The following is a 21,294-nucleotide window of genomic DNA, read 5'->3' as shown; positions in this document are numbered from 1 at the left end:
GGGTGATTTTCCTTCTATTTTCTATATCAAGCTTACACTATCCTTGACTCGCTACCTAGTTTTATAGAAGTACTCTTCCCTGTCACCGATTTACTATTAATATCTAATAAATTATATTTAAAACTTTACAAATCGTCAAGACTTATGGACTAGTTTGCGATTTCTTCTGTTTCTTTATCATCTAAAATATGATCCCAATCTTCATGCCCTAACATTTCTAATTGAGTTTCGATTGCCATTCTTAAACGTGTTCGGAAAACTTTCGATTGCTTCTTAAGCTCTTCAAATTCCATTGTAACTTTTCTAGATTTAATTAAAGCTTCATTGATAATGCGATCAGCATTTTTCTCCGCTTCTTTAATAATCAATTTAGCTTCTTTTTGGGCACTACCTTTTACATCTTCAGCAGCTTCTTGCGCAATCAAAATTGACTTATTTAAAGTTTCTTCTATAGTAGAAAAATGCTTTAATCTTTCTTTCATATCAAGAATTTGCTCTTCTAATTGTTTCTTCTCACGAATAACTAATTCATAATCTTTAATGACTTGATCTAAAAACTCGTTAACTTCATCTTCGTCATAGCCACGAAAACTTTTACCAAATTCTTTATTATGAATATCAAGTGGTGTTAAAGGCAATTAAGCCACCTCCATGTATGTATGTTCTTTATTTATAGGTTATAATAAATTTTCGACAGTTTCTACGTTTTTCCTTCTACAATTTCTGACTATTTTTTAACACCGTAGTTTATCCGCCATTTTTCTTTTTTTGATAAGCCATCAATTGACATTAACATTCCTCTACCAAAACCTTTGACAGAGAATAAATCTCCTTCTTCACATAAAAATGAAGTAGAATCAATAACTCGCTGATTTATCTTAACGTGTTCGGCTTTAATTAAGCTTTGGGCTTTTTGTCTCGATATATTATAGAATTCACTTAATAAGACATCTAATCTTAGTGATGATACAGTCCCATTATTAGTTTGCCAAACATCATCTGATTCAATCAATTCTTTAAATGAAATTCTCTTTAATTTAATTGGCGATTTTCCTACAGAATTTAAGTTACTTTCTACAAAACTTGCTATTTCATCAGCAACAATTAGTTGGATCATATCATTTTTAATTAAAATATCACCAAATTTTCCTCTTGTGATTCCTAATGACATTAATGTTCCCAATACTTGTCGATGAGATAAGGTGTGAAATTTAGTTGCATAAACTAAATCAAATGCAACCAAAGAATAATCCTCTTCAACTGGTGTATAGAAACTCGGATAAATAATTGCACGCTTTCGTTCACAATCCCCGCGACCACCAAAAAAAGCGACAAAACACTCCCCTTGATTACCGATAATTGATTGCATAATCATTTGTTCTCTTAAATCAAGAAAATCTGTCAACTTAATAGAATAGCGTTCAATTGCTTGTTCCTTCCAGCTGAGAACCTTGTCTACGAAAACATGCTCTTCTTTTCGAAAATGATCATAAATACTCATTAATGCAATCCTCTTTTTCATTAATCTATCAATATTAATTAAAAAAGAGAACCTGTTAGATTCTCTCTTTAAAAGAAACGAGAAATATTTAAAATACCAATTCCAGCAAATTCTAATGCAAATAATGCAATAATAGGTGAAAAATCAAACATACCAATTGACGGAACAATTCGACGGAACGGCTCTAAATATGGTTCTGATATCCTACCAATTAAGCGACCGAAGCCTGATTGCCTTATTTGAGGGAACCAAGATAAAATGATATGAATTACGATGACGATTCTATAGTATGAGATTAATTTGTATAAAATATAAAAAAGTAAATCCATTTAATTACCACCTTTTAATGGAATTGTCTTCCTCAAATAACATATCTGTAATCGTTCCAGAAATATCAATATTATCAGGTGTACAAATAAACGTATTTGTACCAATTTTTTTTATATCTCCACTTATTGCATAAACTGTACCACTTAAGAAATCAACAAAGCGCTTAGCTTGATCGATTTGCATTTGTTGTAAATTGATCACAACTGCTTTTTTTGCTTTTAAATGGTCTGCAACATCCTGTGCTTCTGCATATTCACGCGGCTGCGCTAATACAACTTTTGACGACAAAGAAGCTCCTCCTGGTATACTTACTAATTTTTGCTTTGATGCATTTCTCTCTTGGTTAATTTCTTCATTTACATGTTTAGAAAATTGTTGTTGTTGATGCTGTTGTTGATATTGTTTTTGTTGCTGATGTTGTTGCTGATGTTGTTGCTGATGTTGTTGCTCTTCGTATTCATAATCATCTTCATACTCATCTTCCATTGCAAAAAAGTTTCTAACTTTCCCAATAATACTCATCTTCTCTACCTTCCCTTTCCTACTAAATCAGTACCTATTCTTATGAATGTAGCACCTTCTTCTATTGCTATCTCAAAATCATTAGACATACCCATTGATAATTCAGAACATGGAATATTTGCAATCTGTAGCTCTTTTACTTTTTCTTGTAATTCCTTTAATCCTTTGAAGCTATTTCGAATGATCGTTACATCCTCCGTGAAGGGTGCCATAGTCATTAACCCAACAACTTGTACTTTATCAAATTCTGAAAGTTGTCTAGCAAATTCGATTACATCATTTGGATCTATGCCATGCTTTGAGTCTTCTCCAGATACATTGACCTGTAGGAAACATTTTAATGGTTCTGCTGCTCGTTTTTGTATCTCTTCTGCTAAGGATAGTCGATCTAAAGAATGTAAGTAATCTATTCTATGTATGACATCTTTTACTTTTCTAGTTTGAAGTGAACCAATAAAATGCCAGATAACATCACTTTTAATGTGATCTTGTTTTTCCTTTAGTCCTTCAAAACGGTTTTCACCTAATTGAAGTATACCTTCAGCTAAAACTTCTTTAGCCACTTCAGTGGATACTTGTTTAGTAACAGCTATTAGAGTGACATCATCATCTCGATTTGCTCTTACTTTGGCTCCATTAATTTGTTCACTAATACGCTCATAATTTTGTTTGACAGTCATGATGCTAATTCCTCCAACCAATATAACTCATCATTCTTCCTGTTTTCCCACCATCCCTACGGTGAGAAAAAAATATGCTCGGGTTACAACTTGTACAATAATTTGTCATTATTATATTTTCTTCACTAATACCCGATCTAATGAGTAATTGTTTGTTTGCTTCTTTTAAATTCAATTTGAATTTCCCATTTTGTAAAGTGGTTAAAATATTATTAGGAATCTTGTGTTCAAAAGCATCATCTACCTTATTCATCACAAAATCATCCACTTCATAACAACAATCACCAATTGCTGGCCCGATTGCAACTTGGATATTTTTAAGTTGTACGTTTTTTTCTTTCACCAATTTTTCGATTAAACGTCCGCCAATGTTTTGAACAGTACCTTTCCAACCTGCATGAGCTAAACCAATAAATTTACTTGTTGGTTCAAGGAAATACAACGGAACACAATCTGCATAACAAGAAGTTAATAATATATTTTCCTCATTCGTATAAAAACCATCTGTTGTCTCGATGCTAGTTTCGTAATCAGTAACACCTTTGCCACAATCTTTTTTTGTTACTTTCACCACATTATTCCCATGAACTTGTTCTGAACAAACCCATTTCGTCTTTGAAAACTCTAATTTACTCGCAAGGAGTTCTCTATTTTCTACTACAATATCCTTCGAGTCATTTACATGTAATCCAAGATTAAAAGAAGTGAAACAACCTTGGCTAACTCCATCATTTTTTGTTGTAAATCCTGCAACTAAATGTTTGTATGAGTCTTCCCAAGGTTGAATCATAAAAGTACTTTCAGTCGATTGAATGAAGCTCTCTTTCATATTTATAAGACCTCACAGAAACTAATTTAGTAAATATATGTAAACCAGTTATGGTTTCCTATATTTTACCATAGATTTCACATTTTTGATTATTTTTGACAAAACACACTTATTTTTTTCACTTTCGAAAATAAAATTAGCTGCAAGGAATCGCATTCGACGTGGTATCAATTTTAGGAATAAAGTAAAATTGCAACTACGCCCCAATCTACTAGAAACTCATCAGTCAACAAGTTTTTTATGTGTATTTAACTGGACTAGCTTGGTTTTCATCTAAATCCACAGATGAACGATATTTTACCAATATAACATCTTCACCTATTTTCACAATATCATTCCAATAAATTGTCATTTCCTCTTCTTTACTAAAAAAATTTAATCCCTTCCCTGGCTTTGTTAAAATAATCGAAGTGATTTTACCATTTGATTGATCAATATCTAAATCAACAATATTGCCTAATTTCTTTCCATCGGCAACATTTACAACATCTTTAACTTGAAAATCTGAAATTCTGGCCATTTTACTTCACCATCCTTTTTATAAAATATATGAAGTAAGGGCCAAACATCATGATAAAATTCAAATAAAAATGTGTTAGACAAGGTTGTTCGATGCTCATCCATTGTCTAACACATTAATATCGTATTTTCATTCTTCCAGTTTAACTAACTTTTTAGTAGTTATTGGATTATTTAGTTATATAGTTGTTTGTCTTTTAAATTTCATTCATTATAATATGTAATTCATTATACAGGTATTGAAGTCAGGCTCTATATACGATTTCTAGCTCCTCGAGGTCATAAGCCAATTTCCGGTAAAGGTTAAAAAGCAAACCTTTACCAGAAATCGTCTTATGCTTGTCGGAGCTGGACAGTCGCCTCCGCTTTTCGTTAGCCCTGTATATTTTTATTCATTTGTTTTATTGCTGATTTTTCTAGCCTGGATACTTGCGCTTGGGAGATTCCGATTTCTTCGGCAACTTCCATTTGTGTTTTTCCTTGGAAGAATCTTTTGCTAATGATCATTTTTTCTCGATCGTTTAGTCGTTTCATTCCTTCGCGTAGTGCTAGTTCTTCAACCCATTGCTCGTCCTTATTTTTATCATCGCTTAGCTGATCCATTACAAAGATTGGATCTCCGCCATCGTTATATATCGGTTCAAATAACGAAACTGGGTCTTGAATTGCATCTAATGCAAAAACGATTTCTTCATGTGTTACGCCTAGTACTTCTGCGATTTGAACAGGAGTTGGTTCCTTTGAATTCTCTGCTAATAATCGCTCTCTAACTTGTAATGCTTTATAAGCGATGTCTCTTAATGATCTAGACACTCTTATCGGGTTATTATCCCTTAAATATCTTCTTATTTCACCAATAATCATAGGTACAGCATACGTCGAAAATTTTACATTTTGGCTTAAATCAAAATTATCAATAGACTTCATAAGGCCTATGCAGCCGACTTGAAATAAGTCATCCACAAATTCTCCGCGATTATTGAAACGCTGAATAACACTTAGAACAAGTCGTAAATTACCGTTTACGATTGTTTCTCTTGCGCTTCGATCACCGCTTTGCATTGCATGAAATAACTTACGCATCTCATCATTCTTTAAAACTGGAAGCTTTGATGTATCTACACCGCATATTTCTACTTTGTTTCGTGTCATGATGTTCCCTCCTACTTGGAGTTGCTGTACTATAGGTAAGTATCTCCTTCGGTGGAAAATTTATGCACAAAATAAAGTATACAAAAATAATAAATTCAGTAGTAAAAAAGCCTGGAAAATTGGAGGAAATCTAGGATTTTCTAGGCCAAATAAATAAAATTTAGGATCTAAGATCAATAAAAATATTTTTTAAAATCATTTGGATCCCCTTCAGACATAGAAAAAACCGATTAGTATTTGAAAAACTCAAATCTAATCGGTTCTTATAGTTTAAACCATTTTATTAAACTCTTTTCGAAGTCTTTTAATAATACGTTTTTCTAATCGGGATATATATGATTGCGATATTCCAAGCATATCAGCTACATCTTTTTGGGTTTTTTCTTCGGTTCCATCTAGTCCAAATCGTAGTTCCATTATTTGTTTTTCACGATCATTCAGTTGATCTAATGCCTTTGTTAATAATGATTTATCGACATTGGCTTCTAAATCCTTCGTTATGATATCGTCTTCTGTACCTAATACATCGGAAAGTAATAATTCATTGCCATCCCAATCAATATTTAATGGTTCATCGAATGATACTTCAGAACGATTTTTATTATTTCTACGTAAATGCATCAGAATTTCATTTTCGATACATCTCGATGCATAAGTAGCCAATTTAATTTTCTTTTCAGGATTAAAGGTATTAACAGCTTTTATCAATCCGATTGTACCAATGCTAATAAGATCTTCAATATTAATGCCGGTATTTTCAAACTTTCTAGCAATATAAACTACTAATCGTAGATTTCTCTCAATTAATAGTGATCTAGCACCTAAATCTCCATTCGGTAGTTTCTGTAAAAGCTTTTCTTCTTCTTCCCTTGTCAAAGGAGGTGGTAATGCTTCACTTCCCCCAATGTAGTATACTTCGTCGGCTTTCAATCCAAGCTTAACTAATAGCTTATACAAACCTAACTTAAGTTTTAAGAACAATCGATTCATTTTCTACCTCCTATGCAATTTCATTAATTGTTCCCTGCATCATTTTTGGATGAAGGATACATTCATATAAATTGTCTGAAGACAAAGTAACATGACTCAATCCAACTAAAACCGAACTCGATGAATACCATTTCCCATTAATTTTCAATTTAACAACAGTAGGTTTTATTGCGACGAGGAATTGATTACTTTGACCAATACTTTTATAAGGTATATAAGTTCCTTGAAAAAAACTTAAGACATCGAGTGCTTCTGTATTATGTAATGTATTTTCAGAATCTCTAACTAACTTTACTAGTTCTATTGGTAATCCATAATCACTAGTGGAACAATCTAAAATAATAACTGGTTTCCTTGAAAGCGGTTCATGTAGAGAGTTACCACTATCCATTAACCCTCTAATTTTAATCGAAGTGTTCCGCCATACAATTTCCATTTCATACATTTCATTCAATTTCCATTTCGTAAACGAGATCTGATTGATCGATTTTCTAGCGTAAAATATGACGATTGGTAGCATTCCAATTACAAAATACCAGCTTACAGGATCCCCATAAAAGGATGATTTGGTTAAATTTGATTCATTTGTAGCAAATAAATAATGTAAGCCTAATAATGCGCCACCTAAAATGAATGTGGAAAAATAGAAGATACTTAATAGCTGTAAAAAAGTGATAATCCGTTGACGTCCAAATGCAAAAAATACGATGAAAAACGATAATAATATTTTCATAAAGGGTGAGCCAACAACATATGCATAAGGAGTAAACGTCATTAAAACAACGATAGAACCTAACAATGCCCCTAACAATGACCGCAAAATAGATACATTTCTTTTTAGAATTAAGCCCGTCAACTGAATGATCAAGAAGTCCATTAATAAGTTTAATAACCAAACAAGATCACCATATATCACCAATTTTGTTCGCCATCCTCTATAGAATATTCATTTATATGTAAGTATAGGATGAGCACGGTAAGAAGTCTGTCAAAAAAAGGAAGCTTTATTGAAGAGTTTTTCGACAATACATTTTCGAAACATGGAATGGACAGGTCAATATTTTATAGAAATCTTTCACTTTATTTCTATTAAATTTGCCCAATAAGGAGTGAGGATTTGGACAGTTGGATATTTCATTCACCCATTTTTGAGTTTGACGGAACTAAACCATCTATAAGACAGCACTCTGCCTGGAAAGGTCACGCTAAATTTGCTTACGATTTAGTTCAATTCGTTAAACCAAAAAAAATTGTAGAATTAGGTACCCACTTTGGCTTTTCTTTTTTCTGTTTTTGTCAAAGTGTGAAAGATCATAATCTGTCATGTGAATGTTTTGCGGTTGATACTTGGCAAGGTGATCCGCATAGTGGATTGTATAGTAATGAAGTGTTTGATACAGTGCATGAAGTTGTTCAAAAACATTACCAGAAAGAGGCTAAAATGTTACGTAAGTCTTTTGACGAAGCAATTCAGAATTTTGAGGATAATACGATCGACATCCTTCATATTGACGGTTTTCATACTTTTGAAGCTGTGCTACATGATTACAATACTTGGCTACCAAAAGTATCTATAGAAGGAATTGTTTTAATCCATGATACAGAAGTACGAATACAAGATTTTGGGGTTTATAAATTTTGGGAAGGCATTAAACAACAACTCCCATCTTTTGAATTTATACACTCACATGGTTTAGGTGTTTTATTCCCTAAAGGCTGTAACGAAAAGTTCAAGAGTGTCTTTAGTGATCTAACAAATTTACAAAATCACTACTCGAACGAATGAAAAAAACCAAGATAAGAGATTCATCTTATCTTGGTTTTTTTACATTTATTAGCGTCTTTTACGATTACGTAAAAATGCCGGAATATCTAAGTCATCAAGACTAGTTACATTTTTAGTCGTTTCTACAACCGGAGCTTCTTCGCGAATTGGTTCGCGTTTAATAGTTGGTTGTGGAGTTTGAGTAGGTGTTGAAATTGTTTGTCTCGCCATTGGTTTAGGTGTAGGCGGTGCTGTAATGACACCTTCAAATCCAGTCGCAATAACCGTTACAATAATTTCATCCTTTAAGTTTTCATTGATTACAGAACCGAAAATCATATTTACTTCAGCATCACATGCAGTCGATACGATATCCGCTGCTTCTTGCACTTCATATAAGCTTAAGTTAGTTCCACCTGTGATATTCATAAGTACACCTTGTGCACCATTAATTGAAGTTTCTAATAATGGACTAGAAATAGCTTTTTTAGCTGCTTCTGCCGCACGGTTTTCTCCGCCAGCAACACCGATACCCATTAATGCAGAACCTTTATTAGACATAATTGTCTTAACATCTGCAAAGTCAAGGTTAATTAATCCCGGAACAGCGATTAAGTCAGAAATACCTTGAACCCCTTGACGAAGTACATTATCTGCTTCGCGGAATGCTTCTAGCATTGGGGTATTACGATCAACGATTTCTAATAATCGGTCATTAGGAATAACAATTAAAGTATCAACGCTTTCCTTCATTGCAGCGATTCCAGTTGCCGCTTGAGTTGAACGCTTTCTACCTTCAAATGTAAATGGACGAGTAACTACACCTACAGTTAATGCACCTAATTCTTTTGCTACTTGTGCAATTACTGGAGCTGCACCTGTTCCTGTACCTCCACCCATTCCAGCAGTTACGAATACCATGTCTGCGCCTTTAAGAGCTTCTTGTAATTGTTCTCTACTTTCTTCTGCTGCTTTTTTACCTACCTCTGGATTAGCTCCTGCCCCTAAACCGCGAGTAAGTTTGCCACCAATTTGCATTTTCACTTCAGCTTTTGATAGATTAAGAGCTTGTGCATCAGTATTCACAGCTATAAAATCTACCCCTTGTACTCCATGTTCAATCATTCGGTTAACGGCGTTATTTCCTCCGCCACCTACACCAATTACTTTTATCTTCGCTAAAGCATCTACATTTGTATCAAAATCTAACATGATTGATCCCCCTACTTTTCAAATTCATCACAAATTTAATCCCATAAATATTTAAAAATGCTTTTAACTTTACTCATGACGCGCTCTTCATCCTGCTGTTTTGGTTTTGTATTTGAATTTGAAACAGCTACAGGTTTTCGTTCATTTGATTCGAATGCAATATTAGAGCTAAGTTTTTTTCCACGCATTTTTGATTTATAAAAAGCATACTTGATTAGACCTACTCCAGTAATGTATTGAGGTTCTCTTACACCTATATAATCTGGTGTTGCAACCCTTACGTTATTTTTAAATACCTTTTGAGCTAAATCGATTACACCAGTCATTGTTACTGTACCACCAGTTAAAACAAATCCACCTGGTAAATTGCTTCCCCTCATTCTAACAAGCTCATTTTGAACCATAATGAAGATTTCTTCTAATCTAGCTTCAATAATATCGGAAATTTCTTGCTGACTGAATTGTTGATGTTGTTCACTACCCATTATTGGTACACTCAATACTTCTTCAGATAATGCAGTATCGTAAAAAGCATGTCCAAATTTCACTTTAATTTTTTCTGCATCTTCTGTTGAAGTTTTCAGTCCAATTGATATGTCTTTTGTAATATGGTCTCCTCCAACAGGTAGGACAGAAGTTGCCATTAATACACCTTCTCTAAAAAGAGAAATTGTAGTAGAGCCTCCACCGATATCAACAAGTGCTACTCCTAAGTTTTTCTCATCCTGCTTTAGTCCTATCGTACTTGCAGCCATAGGTTGTAGACATATATCCGTTACTTCTAACCCCGCTCTCTCAACACAACGAAGTATATTATGTACTAGAGTTCTTGAACCAGTGATTAATGTACCTTCCATTTCCAAGCGTACACCAATCATTCCTCTTGGGTCTTTTACCTCAGAAAGGCCATCAACAATGTATTCATGTGGAACAACATCGATAATTTCTCTTTCCGGTGGTATCGAAATTACTTGAGCCTGATCCATTACTCTTAAAACATCTTCATTGTCAATTTCTTTATTTTCTTTAGAAACTGCTACTACGCCGTTAGTACTAATCAATTGCACTTGATTCGCACTAACCCCTACAATTACTTTGTCAATATGAATGCCAACCATTCTTTCTGCTTGATCAATTGCTTTTTTGATTGATTTGACTGTTTCATCTATATCAACTATTGACCCACGTTTTAAGCCTGAAGATTTAACATTACCAACACCGATAATGTTAAGTGTGTCGTTAACTAGTTCTCCTATGATTACTTTAATTGTTGAAGTTCCAACGTCAAGACTCACATAGATCTCATTGCTGTTCATGATGGCACCTCCTTTTTCTCTATCTATTATAATCGAGCATCAGTTCATTCTTAAATATCATATATGACATCTATTCAACATTTACGGGGTTTTTCCTCTTTTTTAAGTTTGATTTTTCATAATCTTTTTATTTTTTTTCATTATTTCTATTTAACTACTAGTCTACACTAACATGTAAAGTTAAAAAAGACTTGAAAGTACCGTTAACTAATGTTAAATCGACTATTTAGTATCAGTACTATAAGGAGAAAAATACGCACCAACTTCTAAATGGATAACCCCTTTTTGATCTTTAGGTATTGACTTTAAAATTAATGGGTAATTTGACATTTTATTCGAGAATTTTCGAATCGTTGTCCTTACTTCATACCCTTCATTCGTAAAAACTGTAATTAACAAAGGATCATCCTTACTTGGAGTATAATCAATTTCAGAAATTGAATGAAATATACTTTGTGGCATTTTTTCCAATTCCGCAGCCATTTCCTGCAACTCGTCTCCTTGTTTCCAACCAACTAAATCAGGTGCTGTAGTATTTCCTAGTGAATTTTTCTCTTTAATAAGGACTCCGCTTTCTAACAAAAGATACTTTTTCCCGCTGAATAAACCTTGTCCAACAGGCTGAAATTCTTTAACATCGATTTCTACTTTATTAGGAAATCTTTTATGTACGATTGCAGATTGAATTGTGTTTTGACTTTCAAGTTGATCTACTACCCTTTTTGACCTAATTGTCAAAAAGCTATCATCAACGCTAACATCGGCTAATTTTTGAATTTCTTTATCAGAGTACAGTTGGTTTCCATTAATTACTAAGTGAATTTTTGAACCAATTGATGTTTGGAAATACAATACACATAAAAGCAAAGAAAAAAACACAAGAATTGTGACCAGTAATCGCATATTTGCTTTTTTACGTTTTTTATTACGTAAAACAGGTACACGGTCTTCTAAACTAATAATCTTATTTTCCTGCATAAATATGCCTCCATTATCAATGTTCAACTAAAAATACCTTTTTAATTTACTTTTGCTTAAGAAGTAATTTAAGAATAATAAAAAATAGAACAGCAAATGAATGCCATTCTATCTTGGTCATCATATGCTATGTAAATTATAGCATATAATATGGTTAGTTTAGAAGAAACTTACATTTTTTTCCCAACAATTTCAACTTCTGTTTCAAGTTGTACATTAAATTTTTCTAATATAGTTTTCTTAATAAATGCTATTAAGTCTAATACATCTTTTGAAGTGGCATTTCCAGCATTTACAATAAAGTTACCATGCATTTCAGAAACCTTCGCACCACCAATTTGATATCCTTTTAAATCAGCACGTTCAATTAAATTACCAGCATACTGTGGTAATGGATTACGGAAAATACTTCCAGCACATGGATAGTTCCATGGTTGTGTTTCTCTTCGATAATCTTTGTTTTTTTGCATTAAAGCAGTTGAAGCTTCTTTTGATCCCTCTTGGAGCTGAAGTTCTGCTTCTAGTACAAATCCTTTACGTTTATGTTGTAAAACTGAAGTTCGATAAGAAAAGTCTAATTCTTCATTTGATAGCCATTCCATTGTTCCATCAGGAAATAGAATATGTGCTCTGGAAGTAATATTTGAAAAATCGGATTGATGAGCCCCTGCATTCATATATACACCACCGCCAACACTACCAGGAATTCCACTTGCAAACTCTAGACCAGATAATCCTTTTCTACTTAGTTGAGTAGCTAAACGAATAACTGAATAGCCTGCACCTACAACTACTTTTGTACCTTCTACTTCAATATGGTCTAAGCAATCACTAATTTTAATTACGACACCTTCAATACCTTGATCAGATACAAGTAAATTTGATCCTCTACCAATTACTGTCACATTTACACCATATTCATTTGCAAGGTTAATAATCTCTTTAATTTCATTCACAGTTTTAGGAATGACCAAATACTCAGCTGGTCCTCCAATTTTCATTGTCGTATGATTTGCTAAAGGCTCATTTATTAGAAGACTCGAGTCATTTAATAGTTCCTTTAATTTTGATTCAAACATTCGATATTTTCCCCCTTTAGCTTATAGTATCCTCTATTATATCTTTATTTTATTTCAAACTCGTTCGTGCAAGTTCATTTACGTATTTTTTCTAATACATTTACTAGTTTTTTTGCAGCATCTGGTACACCCATTTTTAATGATGCATTTTTCATCTCTTCAAGTTTAATAGGATTTAGTAATACTTTTTCAATTTCAGTTACTAAATATTCACTATTGAAGTTTTTTTCCAATATAACAATTGCCGCACCATTTTTCTCGAGTGATCTAGCATTAACTTCTTGGTGATTATTTGTTACATATGGGCTTGGTATAAGAATACTAGGTTTTCCTAATGCAGTTAATTCTGCTAATGTAGTTGCCCCTGCTCTTGATACGACTAAATCCACTTCTCTTAAGATTTCAGGCATATTATGTAAAAATGGCTTAACCACTACATTTTCTGGGTTACCTACTTTATTTATTTCCTCAATGACAGAATCGTAATGTACTTCGCCAGTTACATAAATCATTTGGTAATCTTTTTCACCTAATTGATTAACACTTTTTAAAAATGCTTGATGAATTGGTCTTGCTCCCCTCGAACCACCAACAATTAGTACTGTGCGTTTACCTGATTTTAATCCTAATGATTCTAATATTGATGGATTTGATTCGCCAAGTACTTCAGAAGCCCTTGGGTTTCCAGTAAACACTACTTTCTCTTTATTAAAATAGTCAGCAACCTCTTCAAAACAAATTGCAACTTTTGTGACATAACGATTTAAGAACTTATTTGTTAGTCCAGGTATACTATTTTGTTCATGTATAACTGTCGGAATCCCTAGTTTTGCCGCTGCGTAAACAACAGGGCCACAAACATATCCACCTGTACCAATGACTACATCTGGCTTAAATTCACGAATTATTTTCTTACTATCTGATACACCCTTTAAGAATCGATAGACTGTTTTAAAATTCTCTAATGATATACTTCTCTTGAACCCTGTAATAACAATAGATTTAAAAGGTATGTTTGCTTTAGATACAATCCCTTTTTCTAATCCATTTTCTGTACCAACATATAAACATTCTACATTGGAATCTTGTTTTTTTAACTCTTTAATTAGCGCAAGTGCTGGATAAATATGACCACCAGTACCCCCACCACTAACTAAAATTTTCATAAAGATCCTCCTAAATTACAATACATAAATAACTTTAAACAGTTTAAGTAGTTATTATACCAATTTTATCACTATCATTCTAATTGTTTTTTCTATAAAAATAAAGAAAACGCACCAATTGGAAAGTAAATCGGTAAGGACCCATTGCGTTACTACATAAAAAGGACCGACTCATTTTTGAAAGATTCAAGTACAACATGTACTTGCTTCAATCCTGAGTCGGTCCTTTTATGTACGCGCATGTCTACTAATATTTAATAATACACCTACGGCTAAAAGCATTAATGTTAGAGATGAACCACCATAGCTTAAGAATGGTAATGTAATCCCTGTAACAGGCATTAAACCTATTACAACGCCTATATTAATCATTACTTGTATTGCAATCATTGAGACAATTCCTACTGCTAAAAAAGTACCAAATAAATCAGGAGCACTTAAAGCAATTCGGATTCCTCTCCAAAGTAATAAAGAGAATAATAAGATGACGAATGTTCCGCCAATAAATCCTAATTCTTCTGTGAGAATCGCAAAGATGAAATCAGTTTGTGGTTCAGGCAAATACATAAACTTTTGTCTACTTTGTCCCAATCCTAAACCAAATAATCCACCAGGTCCAATTGCATATAGTGATTGAATAATTTGGAATCCAGTTCCTAATGGATCAGACCATGGATCTAGAAATGATGTAATCCTTTTTATTCGATATGGAGCAGATGCTATTAGGGCAACAAATCCTGCAACCCCAACAATACCCAATCCCATAAAATGAGAAATTCTTGCTCCAGCTACGAATATGATGATTACACAAGTACCTACCATTACTGTACCTGTTCCTAAATCTGGTTGAAGCATAATTAATCCAAATGCCAAAAACACAAGACCTAATGTTGGTACAAGACCCTTTTTAAAAGACGTAATATTTTTCTGATTATCTGCTAAGTATTTTGATAGAAATACCATCATTCCAAGTTTCATAAACTCAGAGGGCTGGATCGAGAATGCACCGATACCAATCCAACTTCGTGCACCACCTCGTACTAGACCAACTCCTGGTACAAGTACAAGTACCAACAAGATAAAACAAGCGATTAATATTTTTTTTGCATGTGTTTTGAAAAGCCAGTAGTCAATATTTGAAACTACAAACATTCCAACTACTCCAACCCCAGCAAATAATAATTGCCGTTTAGCAAAAAAGAACGAATCATGAAACTTATAAGATGCCCATATTGCACTAGCACTGTAAACCATAATCATACCTACTGTTAATAATGATAGCGTAACGAGAACAAGAATCATGTCAGGACTATTTTTCTTTGTTGGCACTTAAATACACCTCAACTTTTGAATTAAACAAGCCTTACATTAACTTATGCACTGCTTGTATAAATTTATTACCACGTTCTTCAAAAGTCTTAAATTGATCCCAGCTTGCACAAGCAGGTGACAATAAAATAATATCTCCAACTTCTGAATGAGCGAATGCTTCATTTACAGCATCTTCAACATTATCTACCGATTTTACTGCTTTCATTCCTGCTTTTTCTGCTGATTCAATTAATTTTTCTGCTGTTTGACCATAAGTGACCATTTTTTTCACATTTTTGAAATAAGGAATTAAATCGTCAAAACCATTTCCTCGATCTAAACCACCAGCTATTAAAATGACTGGTTTTTGAAAAGAAGAAATTGCTTTTTGTGTTGCTAAAATATTAGTAGCTTTTGAATCATTATAAAACTTTCTCTTATTTATTTCTGTAACAAACTGTAGTCGGTGCTCTACACCAGTGAAAGTTGTTAATACCTTTTCAATCGCGTCATTTTCAACACCTAGAAGTTTAGAAATTGCTACTGCTGCTAATATATTTTCTAAATTATGTTTACCTGGTAAGACAATTTTTTCAACTTCAATCACTTTTTTCTCTTTAAAAAATACAAAGCCATTTTGAACATATGCACCATCTTGCATAATTTTAGTTGTAGAGAATGGAATAATTTTCGCTCTAATTTGAGAAGCCATTGCCATTACATTCTCATCATCAAAATTAACGACAGCAAAATCATTTTCTGTTTGATTTTTAAATATATTGGCTTTTGCCTTAATATACTCATCTTTAGTACCATGATAGTCTAAATGAGCTTCGAAAATATTTGTGATTAATGAAATTTTTGGTCGGAAACTTTCGATTCCCATCAATTGAAATGAAGAAAGTTCAGTTACAATAATATTATCTTCTTTTGCATTTTCAGCAACTTCACATGCAACAGTACCGATATTTCCTGCAACAAGTGGGTTTTTATTGCCTTCTTGTAACATATTTAATGCTAAAGTTGTCGTTGTCGTTTTCCCATTTGAGCCTGTAATTCCGATAAATGGTGCTTCACTTATTAAATATGCAAGCTCTATTTCCGTATAAATCGGAATATTACGCTTTACAGCTTCTATTAATAATGGATTCGTATAGGGAATCCCAGGATTTTTGACAATACAAAATGGTTGATCATCTATTAATGATAGTGGATGCTCACCACAAATTACGTTAAAGCCTTCACTTTTTAGCTTTTGTGCGATTTCATTTTGTTCAAAAGGTGTTCGGTCATTAACAGTTACAGTCGCACCTAATTTTTTTAATAATCTACTAGCTGCATAACCGCTCTTTGCCATTCCTAATACTAATACATTTTTATTTTGAAAGTTCGATATGTTATTCAATTACATCCACACCTCAATATAGATTCCTAATAATGCAAAAAGTAATCCTACAAACCAAAATGTTACTACTACACGCCATTCTGACCATCCAGATAATTCATAATGATGGTGCAGAGGACTCATTTTAAATACCCTTTTACCTGTTGCTTTAAAAGATGCAACTTGAATCATTACTGAAAGAGTTTCAATAACAAAAATACCACCAATAATGACAAGTAAAATTTCTAAGTGTGTAACGATTGCAATTGCAGCCAGCGCCCCACCTAATGCTAATGAGCCTGTATCTCCCATAAAGACCTTTGCAGGGTGTGCATTAAATACTAAGAAACCTAATACAGCTCCTACAACTGCTATTGAAAATATTGCCACATCAAGTTGGTGTTGGTTATAAGCAAGTACTGCATATGCACCAAATGCGATTGCTGCTGTACCTGACACAAGTCCATCTAATCCATCTGTTAAATTTACAGCGTTTGAAGTACCAACTAGCATAAAGATAATTAATAATACATAGATAAAGCCTAAATCAAATGAATAATGTGTCCCTGGTATCGAAATAGATGTAGAGATACCCATAGCACGGATTGCGAAAAAGACTATGATTGACACAATAACTTGGCAAATGAATTTTTGTTTAGATGTTAGTCCTAGGTTTCTCTTTTTAACAACCTTAATATAGTCATCTAAAAATCCAATTACTCCAAAACAAATTGTGACAAATAATAATACATATGTACGTGTTGATAAAACATCAAAATACATAGAAATTAAAAGTGCAGATAAACTTAAAGCAATTAATATGATAATCCCACCCATAGTTGGGGTTCCTGATTTCTTTTTATGAGATTGTGGACCTTCGTCTCGAATACTCTGTCCAAATTTAAGTTTTCTTAAGTACGGTATAAAAATAGGCGATAAAATGACTGCAATGATAAATGCTGAAATCATAGCAACTAAAATTGACGGTTCTAGCATTATACGCCCTCCTTTCTAAGTTCTCTTCTTTGTTGTTGTTTACTTCATAGTTTAATTCTTTTATAAAGAATTATGAAATCAATTTTTCACATTACAAAGAAGAGGATACTATCCTCTTCTTTGCAAAATAGCTTCTTTAGCTTCTTCAACATCATCAAAATGTGAAACATTTGTTCCTACAATCTGATATGTCTCATGACCTTTACCTGCAATAACAATAATATCATGTTTTTTTGCATTTTGAATCGCAAATGTTATAGCTTTTTTACGATCTTCTATTACCGTAATATTATTATGCACTAATCCGCGTTTCATGTCTTCTAAAATTAAAGTTGGGTCTTCTGTTCTTGGGTTATCAGATGTAAAGATTGCATTTGTTGAAAGATCCGCTGCAATCTTACCCATTAGTGGTCGTTTTGTTCGGTCACGATCTCCACCACAGCCAACAACAGTAAAAATATCATTTTTTGCAAATTGCTTAACAGTATTTAATACATTTTCTAGACTATCTGGTGTATGTGCATAGTCTACAATAACCGTAAAATCTTGCCCAGCATTAACGGCTTGGAAACGTCCCGGTACTCCTTCGATCGTTGCGACTGCGTCTAGGATTGTCTCCATTTCTATATTTAATGCGATTCCTGCTCCAATTGCCGCTAATACATTATATACATTAAATGTTCCAATAAGATTCATTTCTACAACATATTGTTTATTTAAAAAGTGTAATGTGAATCTAGTACCAGCATTCGTTAATTCAATTGCATCAGCAAACAAGTCAGCATCTTTACTTAAACCATAAGTTATTAGATTTGCTTGTGTAAACTTCATATATTCTTCAGAAGCAGAATCATCAATGTTTAGGATTGCAAATTTAGGTTTTTGAGTAGAGAAGCTATTACCTAATTGAGAGAATAATAAACCTTTAGCTTTTTTATATTCTTCCATCGTTCCATGATAGTCTAAGTGATCTTGGGAAAGATTTGTAAAAACAGCTATATCATATTCACAGCCATGAACACGCCCTAAATGTAATGCGTGTGAAGAAACTTCCATCACTGCAGTATCCACATTTGCGTCAACCATTTTTGCAAACATTGATTGTAATGTTAAGCTATCAGGAGTTGTATTTTTTGTTTCAAAAATCTCTTCTCCTATTTTCATACCAATTGTGCCGATGACACCTGTTTTTTTCTTATTGTGTTTAACAATCTCTTCAATAATATATGAAGTAGTGGTCTTACCATTCGTACCAGTAATACCAACTAGATTTAGTTTTTGTGTTGGGTTTTCATAAAAGGTATTACCAACAACAGCCATCGAACGATTAGTGTCTTTCACATAAGCTACTGGTACATTCGATTCAATTGGTTTTTGTGCAAGTATCGCTACTGCACCTTTTTCAATCGCTTGATCTACGTACTTGTGGCCATCTACTGTATACCCTTCTATACAGATGAATAAATAACCTGGTTTAACATTTCTTGAATCCATTTCAACCCCAGTGATTTCCGGATTTTCAGATGGAAGATTCACTAAAGGCTTTAATCTTGATAGTAAAGTATGAAGTTTCATAGTAATTCCTTTCGTATTCACTAAATCATTTTTTATCTTTAGTTTTAGATTTAGTTTCTTCTTTCGTTCCTAAATAAATTCTTATTTTAGAACCTTCTTTTAGTTTAACACCTGCTTTTGGTGCTTGGTCAACGACAATATTTCCACTGCCACTATATTCAATAGTAAAAGTATCTAGCAAAGGTTGCAAATCTTTTTTCTCCAAACCTATTAAATTTGGCACTTCATATGTTGGTGTATCACCGTATACGAATTTTTTGGGGATTTGATTTTTTCTAGGTGGTACGCCTAAAACTTGCATACTATCACGAATAATATTCCCTACGATCGGAGCAGCTACAACTCCCCCAAATTGAACAGTCCCTTTTGGATTATCAACTGCAATATAAACCACTATTTGTGGATCGTCAGCCGGTGCAAAGCCTACGAATGAAACGATAAAACTACTATCATCGTATCGTCCATCTTTTACTTTTTGCGCTGTTCCAGTTTTACCGCCAACTCGATACCCTTCCACAAAAGCACCTTTACCAGTACCTTGTGCAACAACACTCTCTAGAGCTAATCGTACCTTTTTAGATGTATCAGGAGAAATAACTCGTCTTTTTGAAATTGGCGTTTTTCGACTAACTACTTCGTTTGTAACCGGATCTACAAACTCTTTAGCTATATAAGGTTGGTAAAGAATTCCTCCATTAATAGCAGCTGATACTGCTGCAACTTGCTGAATTGGTGTAACTGATACACCTTGACCAAAAGCAGTTGTTGCTGCTTCAACTGGACCGACTCGATCCATGCTGAATAAAATCCCAGATGCTTCACCTTGTAAATCAATTCCTGTTTTTTTGCCGAAACCAAAATTACGAATATAGTTAAATAAACGATCTTCTCCTAAGCGATTACCTAATTCTACAAAGCCTGGGTTACATGAATTTTGAACTACCTCTAAGAAAGTCTGAGAGCCATGTCCACCTCTTTTATGACAACGCAAACGAGCTCCAGCTACTTCAGCAGCCCCATCATCATAAAAATGATCTTTATTCAAATCTACTAAGCCTTCATTTAATGCGGCTGCTAGTGTAATAATCTTAAACGTTGAACCTGGCTCATAATTTGACCAAACAGGTAAATTTCGATTATATACTTCAGGCGGAACATTTTTAAAATTAGTAGGATCAAAGCTTGGACGACTGCTCATTGCTAGTATTTCTCCCGTATTTGGATTCATCGCAATTCCAATCATTGAATCAGGATTATATTGAGCAGTTGCATTATTCATTTCTCGTTCAAGAATTGTTTGTATTCGCGAATCTACAGTTAATTTTAAATTTAAACCATTAATTGGCGGAATATAGTCGTCTGCAATATTAGGCATTCTTTGACCTTTAGCATCAGAATAAAATTGAACACTACCTTTTTCACCACTTAATTGCTTATCGTAATATAGTTCTAATCCGTTTAAGCCCTGATTATCGATTCCTGCAAAACCTAAAACATGAGAAAGATAGTTACCAAATGGATAATATCTTTTCGAATCCTCTGCAATGTATACTCCAGCTATGTTCAGATCTCGGATTTGTTTAGCTTTCTCATTTGTAATTTTTATACCTTCTGTTCGAATGTGCTCCATACTAGATCTTTTCGTTAATATTCTATAAAGTTTTACTTCGGAGATTTTTAAAATTGGGGCAAGTTTTTCAGTCGCCTCCTTAGGATCTTTTATTTGCCTAGGAACGACTAATACAGATGGAGCACTTTTATTAGTAGCAAGAGCAACACCATTACGATCTAAAATTTCACCGCGCTTTGGTTCAAAAGGAATATCTCGACTCCACGAATTTTTCGCTCGTTCAGTTAAAAGATCACCCATAGCAAATTGTACATAACCAAGCCTTGTTGCAATAATAGAAAAAATCAATAAACCACCAATGAATACAAAAAATAATCGTTTTCGAACTGTTACATTAGATACTCGCATCGAAACGAACA

21 protein-coding genes and 1 other annotated feature (1 of these 22 only partly in view) are annotated in these 21,294 nt (G+C 33.5%); of the genes, 1 reads left to right on the top strand and 20 read right to left on the bottom strand.

Features of this window, described 5'->3' with window-relative positions; genetic code table 11:
- Positions 1 to 95, bottom strand: a binding site (T-box leader) (it extends 127 nt beyond the left edge of the window).
- A 54-nt stretch (positions 96 to 149) separates the two neighbouring features.
- The 10 genes from COE53_RS01175 to spoIIGA all read right to left on the bottom strand — a co-directional run bounded on the left by COE53_RS01175 (position 150) and on the right by spoIIGA (position 7,439).
- Complete coding sequence (locus COE53_RS01175; RefSeq protein WP_098808965.1) at positions 150 to 638, bottom strand: DivIVA domain-containing protein; 489 nt, start codon at positions 636 to 638, stop codon at positions 150 to 152.
- 89 nt (positions 639 to 727) lie between these two features.
- Positions 728 to 1,501 carry a YlmH family RNA-binding protein gene (locus tag COE53_RS01170; protein WP_098947316.1) on the bottom strand — a complete coding sequence of 258 codons (774 nt, stop codon included), beginning with the start codon at positions 1,499 to 1,501 and terminating at the stop codon, positions 728 to 730.
- Between the two features lie 68 nt (positions 1,502 to 1,569).
- Entirely contained in the window at positions 1,570 to 1,830 is a 261-nt protein-coding gene (locus tag COE53_RS01165; protein ID WP_069035607.1) for a YggT family protein, read from the bottom strand.
- Between the two features lie 4 nt (positions 1,831 to 1,834).
- Positions 1,835 to 2,353, bottom strand: coding sequence for a cell division protein SepF (locus COE53_RS01160; protein ID WP_098947314.1), 519 nt, complete (start codon positions 2,351 to 2,353; stop codon positions 1,835 to 1,837).
- A 5-nt stretch (positions 2,354 to 2,358) separates the two neighbouring features.
- Positions 2,359 to 3,033 (bottom strand): YggS family pyridoxal phosphate-dependent enzyme, encoded by a 675-nt coding sequence (locus tag COE53_RS01155; RefSeq protein ID WP_069035605.1) that lies wholly within the window; start codon positions 3,031 to 3,033, stop codon positions 2,359 to 2,361.
- Positions 3,034 to 3,037: 4 nt separating this feature from the next.
- Complete coding sequence (pgeF, locus tag COE53_RS01150; protein ID WP_098947312.1) at positions 3,038 to 3,862, bottom strand: peptidoglycan editing factor PgeF; 825 nt, start codon at positions 3,860 to 3,862, stop codon at positions 3,038 to 3,040.
- A 238-nt stretch (positions 3,863 to 4,100) separates the two neighbouring features.
- Positions 4,101 to 4,382, bottom strand: coding sequence for a YlmC/YmxH family sporulation protein (locus COE53_RS01145; protein WP_069035603.1), 282 nt, complete (start codon positions 4,380 to 4,382; stop codon positions 4,101 to 4,103).
- Positions 4,383 to 4,753: 371 nt separating this feature from the next.
- Positions 4,754 to 5,533, bottom strand: a complete 780-nt coding sequence (gene sigG / locus COE53_RS01140) for an RNA polymerase sporulation sigma factor SigG (protein ID WP_056471070.1) — start codon at positions 5,531 to 5,533, stop codon at positions 4,754 to 4,756.
- A gap of 270 nt (positions 5,534 to 5,803) precedes the next feature.
- On the bottom strand, positions 5,804 to 6,523 hold the full coding sequence (sigE, locus tag COE53_RS01135; protein ID WP_069035602.1) for an RNA polymerase sporulation sigma factor SigE: 720 nt from the start codon (positions 6,521 to 6,523) through the stop codon (positions 5,804 to 5,806).
- Between the two features lie 10 nt (positions 6,524 to 6,533).
- Entirely contained in the window at positions 6,534 to 7,439 is a 906-nt protein-coding gene (spoIIGA, locus tag COE53_RS01130; RefSeq protein ID WP_254664651.1) for a sigma-E processing peptidase SpoIIGA, read from the bottom strand.
- Between the two features lie 201 nt (positions 7,440 to 7,640).
- On the opposite strand from spoIIGA, the gene COE53_RS01125 reads away from it, so the two are divergent.
- On the top strand, positions 7,641 to 8,309 hold the full coding sequence (locus COE53_RS01125; RefSeq protein WP_069035600.1) for a class I SAM-dependent methyltransferase: 669 nt from the start codon (positions 7,641 to 7,643) through the stop codon (positions 8,307 to 8,309).
- Positions 8,310 to 8,357: 48 nt separating this feature from the next.
- Here COE53_RS01125 and ftsZ read toward each other — a convergent pair whose 3' ends face one another.
- The 10 genes from ftsZ to COE53_RS01075 all read right to left on the bottom strand — a co-directional run bounded on the left by ftsZ (position 8,358) and on the right by COE53_RS01075 (position 21,283).
- Positions 8,358 to 9,500: a cell division protein FtsZ gene (ftsZ, locus tag COE53_RS01120; protein WP_069035599.1), complete on the bottom strand. Its 1,143-nt coding sequence runs from the start codon at positions 9,498 to 9,500 to the stop codon at positions 8,358 to 8,360.
- Positions 9,501 to 9,535: 35 nt separating this feature from the next.
- On the bottom strand, positions 9,536 to 10,816 hold the full coding sequence (ftsA, locus tag COE53_RS01115) for a cell division protein FtsA (protein WP_025569267.1): 1,281 nt from the start codon (positions 10,814 to 10,816) through the stop codon (positions 9,536 to 9,538).
- A 222-nt stretch (positions 10,817 to 11,038) separates the two neighbouring features.
- Positions 11,039 to 11,794 (bottom strand): cell division protein FtsQ/DivIB, encoded by a 756-nt coding sequence (locus COE53_RS01110; RefSeq protein WP_091022107.1) that lies wholly within the window; start codon positions 11,792 to 11,794, stop codon positions 11,039 to 11,041.
- A 170-nt stretch (positions 11,795 to 11,964) separates the two neighbouring features.
- A complete protein-coding gene (gene murB, locus COE53_RS01105) occupies positions 11,965 to 12,873 on the bottom strand; it encodes a UDP-N-acetylmuramate dehydrogenase (protein WP_069035597.1) in 909 nt (302 codons plus the stop codon).
- A 74-nt stretch (positions 12,874 to 12,947) separates the two neighbouring features.
- Positions 12,948 to 14,039 carry an undecaprenyldiphospho-muramoylpentapeptide beta-N-acetylglucosaminyltransferase gene (gene murG / locus COE53_RS01100; RefSeq protein ID WP_069035596.1) on the bottom strand — a complete coding sequence of 364 codons (1,092 nt, stop codon included), beginning with the start codon at positions 14,037 to 14,039 and terminating at the stop codon, positions 12,948 to 12,950.
- A 228-nt stretch (positions 14,040 to 14,267) separates the two neighbouring features.
- The gene (gene spoVE / locus COE53_RS01095; RefSeq protein WP_025569062.1) at positions 14,268 to 15,368 is read right to left on the bottom strand and encodes a stage V sporulation protein E; all 1,101 of its coding nucleotides are present in this window, start codon (positions 15,366 to 15,368) and stop codon (positions 14,268 to 14,270) included.
- A gap of 34 nt (positions 15,369 to 15,402) precedes the next feature.
- A complete protein-coding gene (gene murD, locus COE53_RS01090) occupies positions 15,403 to 16,755 on the bottom strand; it encodes a UDP-N-acetylmuramoyl-L-alanine--D-glutamate ligase (RefSeq protein ID WP_084007046.1) in 1,353 nt (450 codons plus the stop codon).
- Entirely contained in the window at positions 16,756 to 17,730 is a 975-nt protein-coding gene (gene mraY, locus COE53_RS01085) for a phospho-N-acetylmuramoyl-pentapeptide-transferase (RefSeq protein ID WP_025569060.1), read from the bottom strand.
- Positions 17,731 to 17,838: 108 nt separating this feature from the next.
- Positions 17,839 to 19,305 (bottom strand): UDP-N-acetylmuramoyl-L-alanyl-D-glutamate--2,6-diaminopimelate ligase, encoded by a 1,467-nt coding sequence (locus tag COE53_RS01080; protein WP_025569059.1) that lies wholly within the window; start codon positions 19,303 to 19,305, stop codon positions 17,839 to 17,841.
- Positions 19,306 to 19,330: 25 nt separating this feature from the next.
- Positions 19,331 to 21,283, bottom strand: a complete 1,953-nt coding sequence (locus COE53_RS01075) for a stage V sporulation protein D (RefSeq protein ID WP_069035595.1) — start codon at positions 21,281 to 21,283, stop codon at positions 19,331 to 19,333.
- Positions 21,284 to 21,294: the final 11 nt, after the last annotated feature.

This window comes from Bacillus sp. AFS029533 (assembly GCF_002585125.1).
Classification (GTDB): Bacteria; Bacillota; Bacilli; order Bacillales; family Bacillaceae_G; genus Gottfriedia; species Gottfriedia luciferensis_B.
Note: the sequence above shows the minus strand (reverse complement) of the source record. Positions and strands in the feature narration are given on the sequence as shown.

Bases quoted from the DNA above. Each gene is read 5' to 3' on its own strand.
- COE53_RS01165 (WP_069035607.1), bottom strand. From the start codon at position 1,830: ATGGATTTACTTTTTTATATTTTATACAAATTAATCTCATACTATAGA.
- murB (WP_069035597.1), bottom strand. From the start codon at position 12,873: ATGTTTGAATCAAAATTAAAGGAACTATTAAATGACTCGAGTCTTCTA.
- murG (WP_069035596.1), bottom strand. From the start codon at position 14,039: ATGAAAATTTTAGTTAGTGGTGGGGGTACTGGTGGTCATATTTATCCA.
- mraY (WP_025569060.1), bottom strand. From the start codon at position 17,730: ATGCTAGAACCGTCAATTTTAGTTGCTATGATTTCAGCATTTATCATT.
- pgeF (WP_098947312.1), bottom strand. From the start codon at position 3,862: ATGAAAGAGAGCTTCATTCAATCGACTGAAAGTACTTTTATGATTCAA.
- COE53_RS01080 (WP_025569059.1), bottom strand. From the start codon at position 19,305: ATGAAACTTCATACTTTACTATCAAGATTAAAGCCTTTAGTGAATCTT.
- sigE (WP_069035602.1), bottom strand. From the start codon at position 6,523: ATGAATCGATTGTTCTTAAAACTTAAGTTAGGTTTGTATAAGCTATTA.
- COE53_RS01075 (WP_069035595.1), bottom strand. From the start codon at position 21,283: ATGCGAGTATCTAATGTAACAGTTCGAAAACGATTATTTTTTGTATTC.
- ftsA (WP_025569267.1), bottom strand. From the start codon at position 10,816: ATGAACAGCAATGAGATCTATGTGAGTCTTGACGTTGGAACTTCAACA.
- COE53_RS01110 (WP_091022107.1), bottom strand. From the start codon at position 11,794: ATGCAGGAAAATAAGATTATTAGTTTAGAAGACCGTGTACCTGTTTTA.
- ftsZ (WP_069035599.1), bottom strand. From the start codon at position 9,500: ATGTTAGATTTTGATACAAATGTAGATGCTTTAGCGAAGATAAAAGTA.
- COE53_RS01155 (WP_069035605.1), bottom strand. From the start codon at position 3,033: ATGACTGTCAAACAAAATTATGAGCGTATTAGTGAACAAATTAATGGA.
- sigG (WP_056471070.1), bottom strand. From the start codon at position 5,533: ATGACACGAAACAAAGTAGAAATATGCGGTGTAGATACATCAAAGCTT.
- COE53_RS01170 (WP_098947316.1), bottom strand. From the start codon at position 1,501: ATGAGTATTTATGATCATTTTCGAAAAGAAGAGCATGTTTTCGTAGAC.
- COE53_RS01145 (WP_069035603.1), bottom strand. From the start codon at position 4,382: ATGGCCAGAATTTCAGATTTTCAAGTTAAAGATGTTGTAAATGTTGCC.
- COE53_RS01160 (WP_098947314.1), bottom strand. From the start codon at position 2,353: ATGAGTATTATTGGGAAAGTTAGAAACTTTTTTGCAATGGAAGATGAG.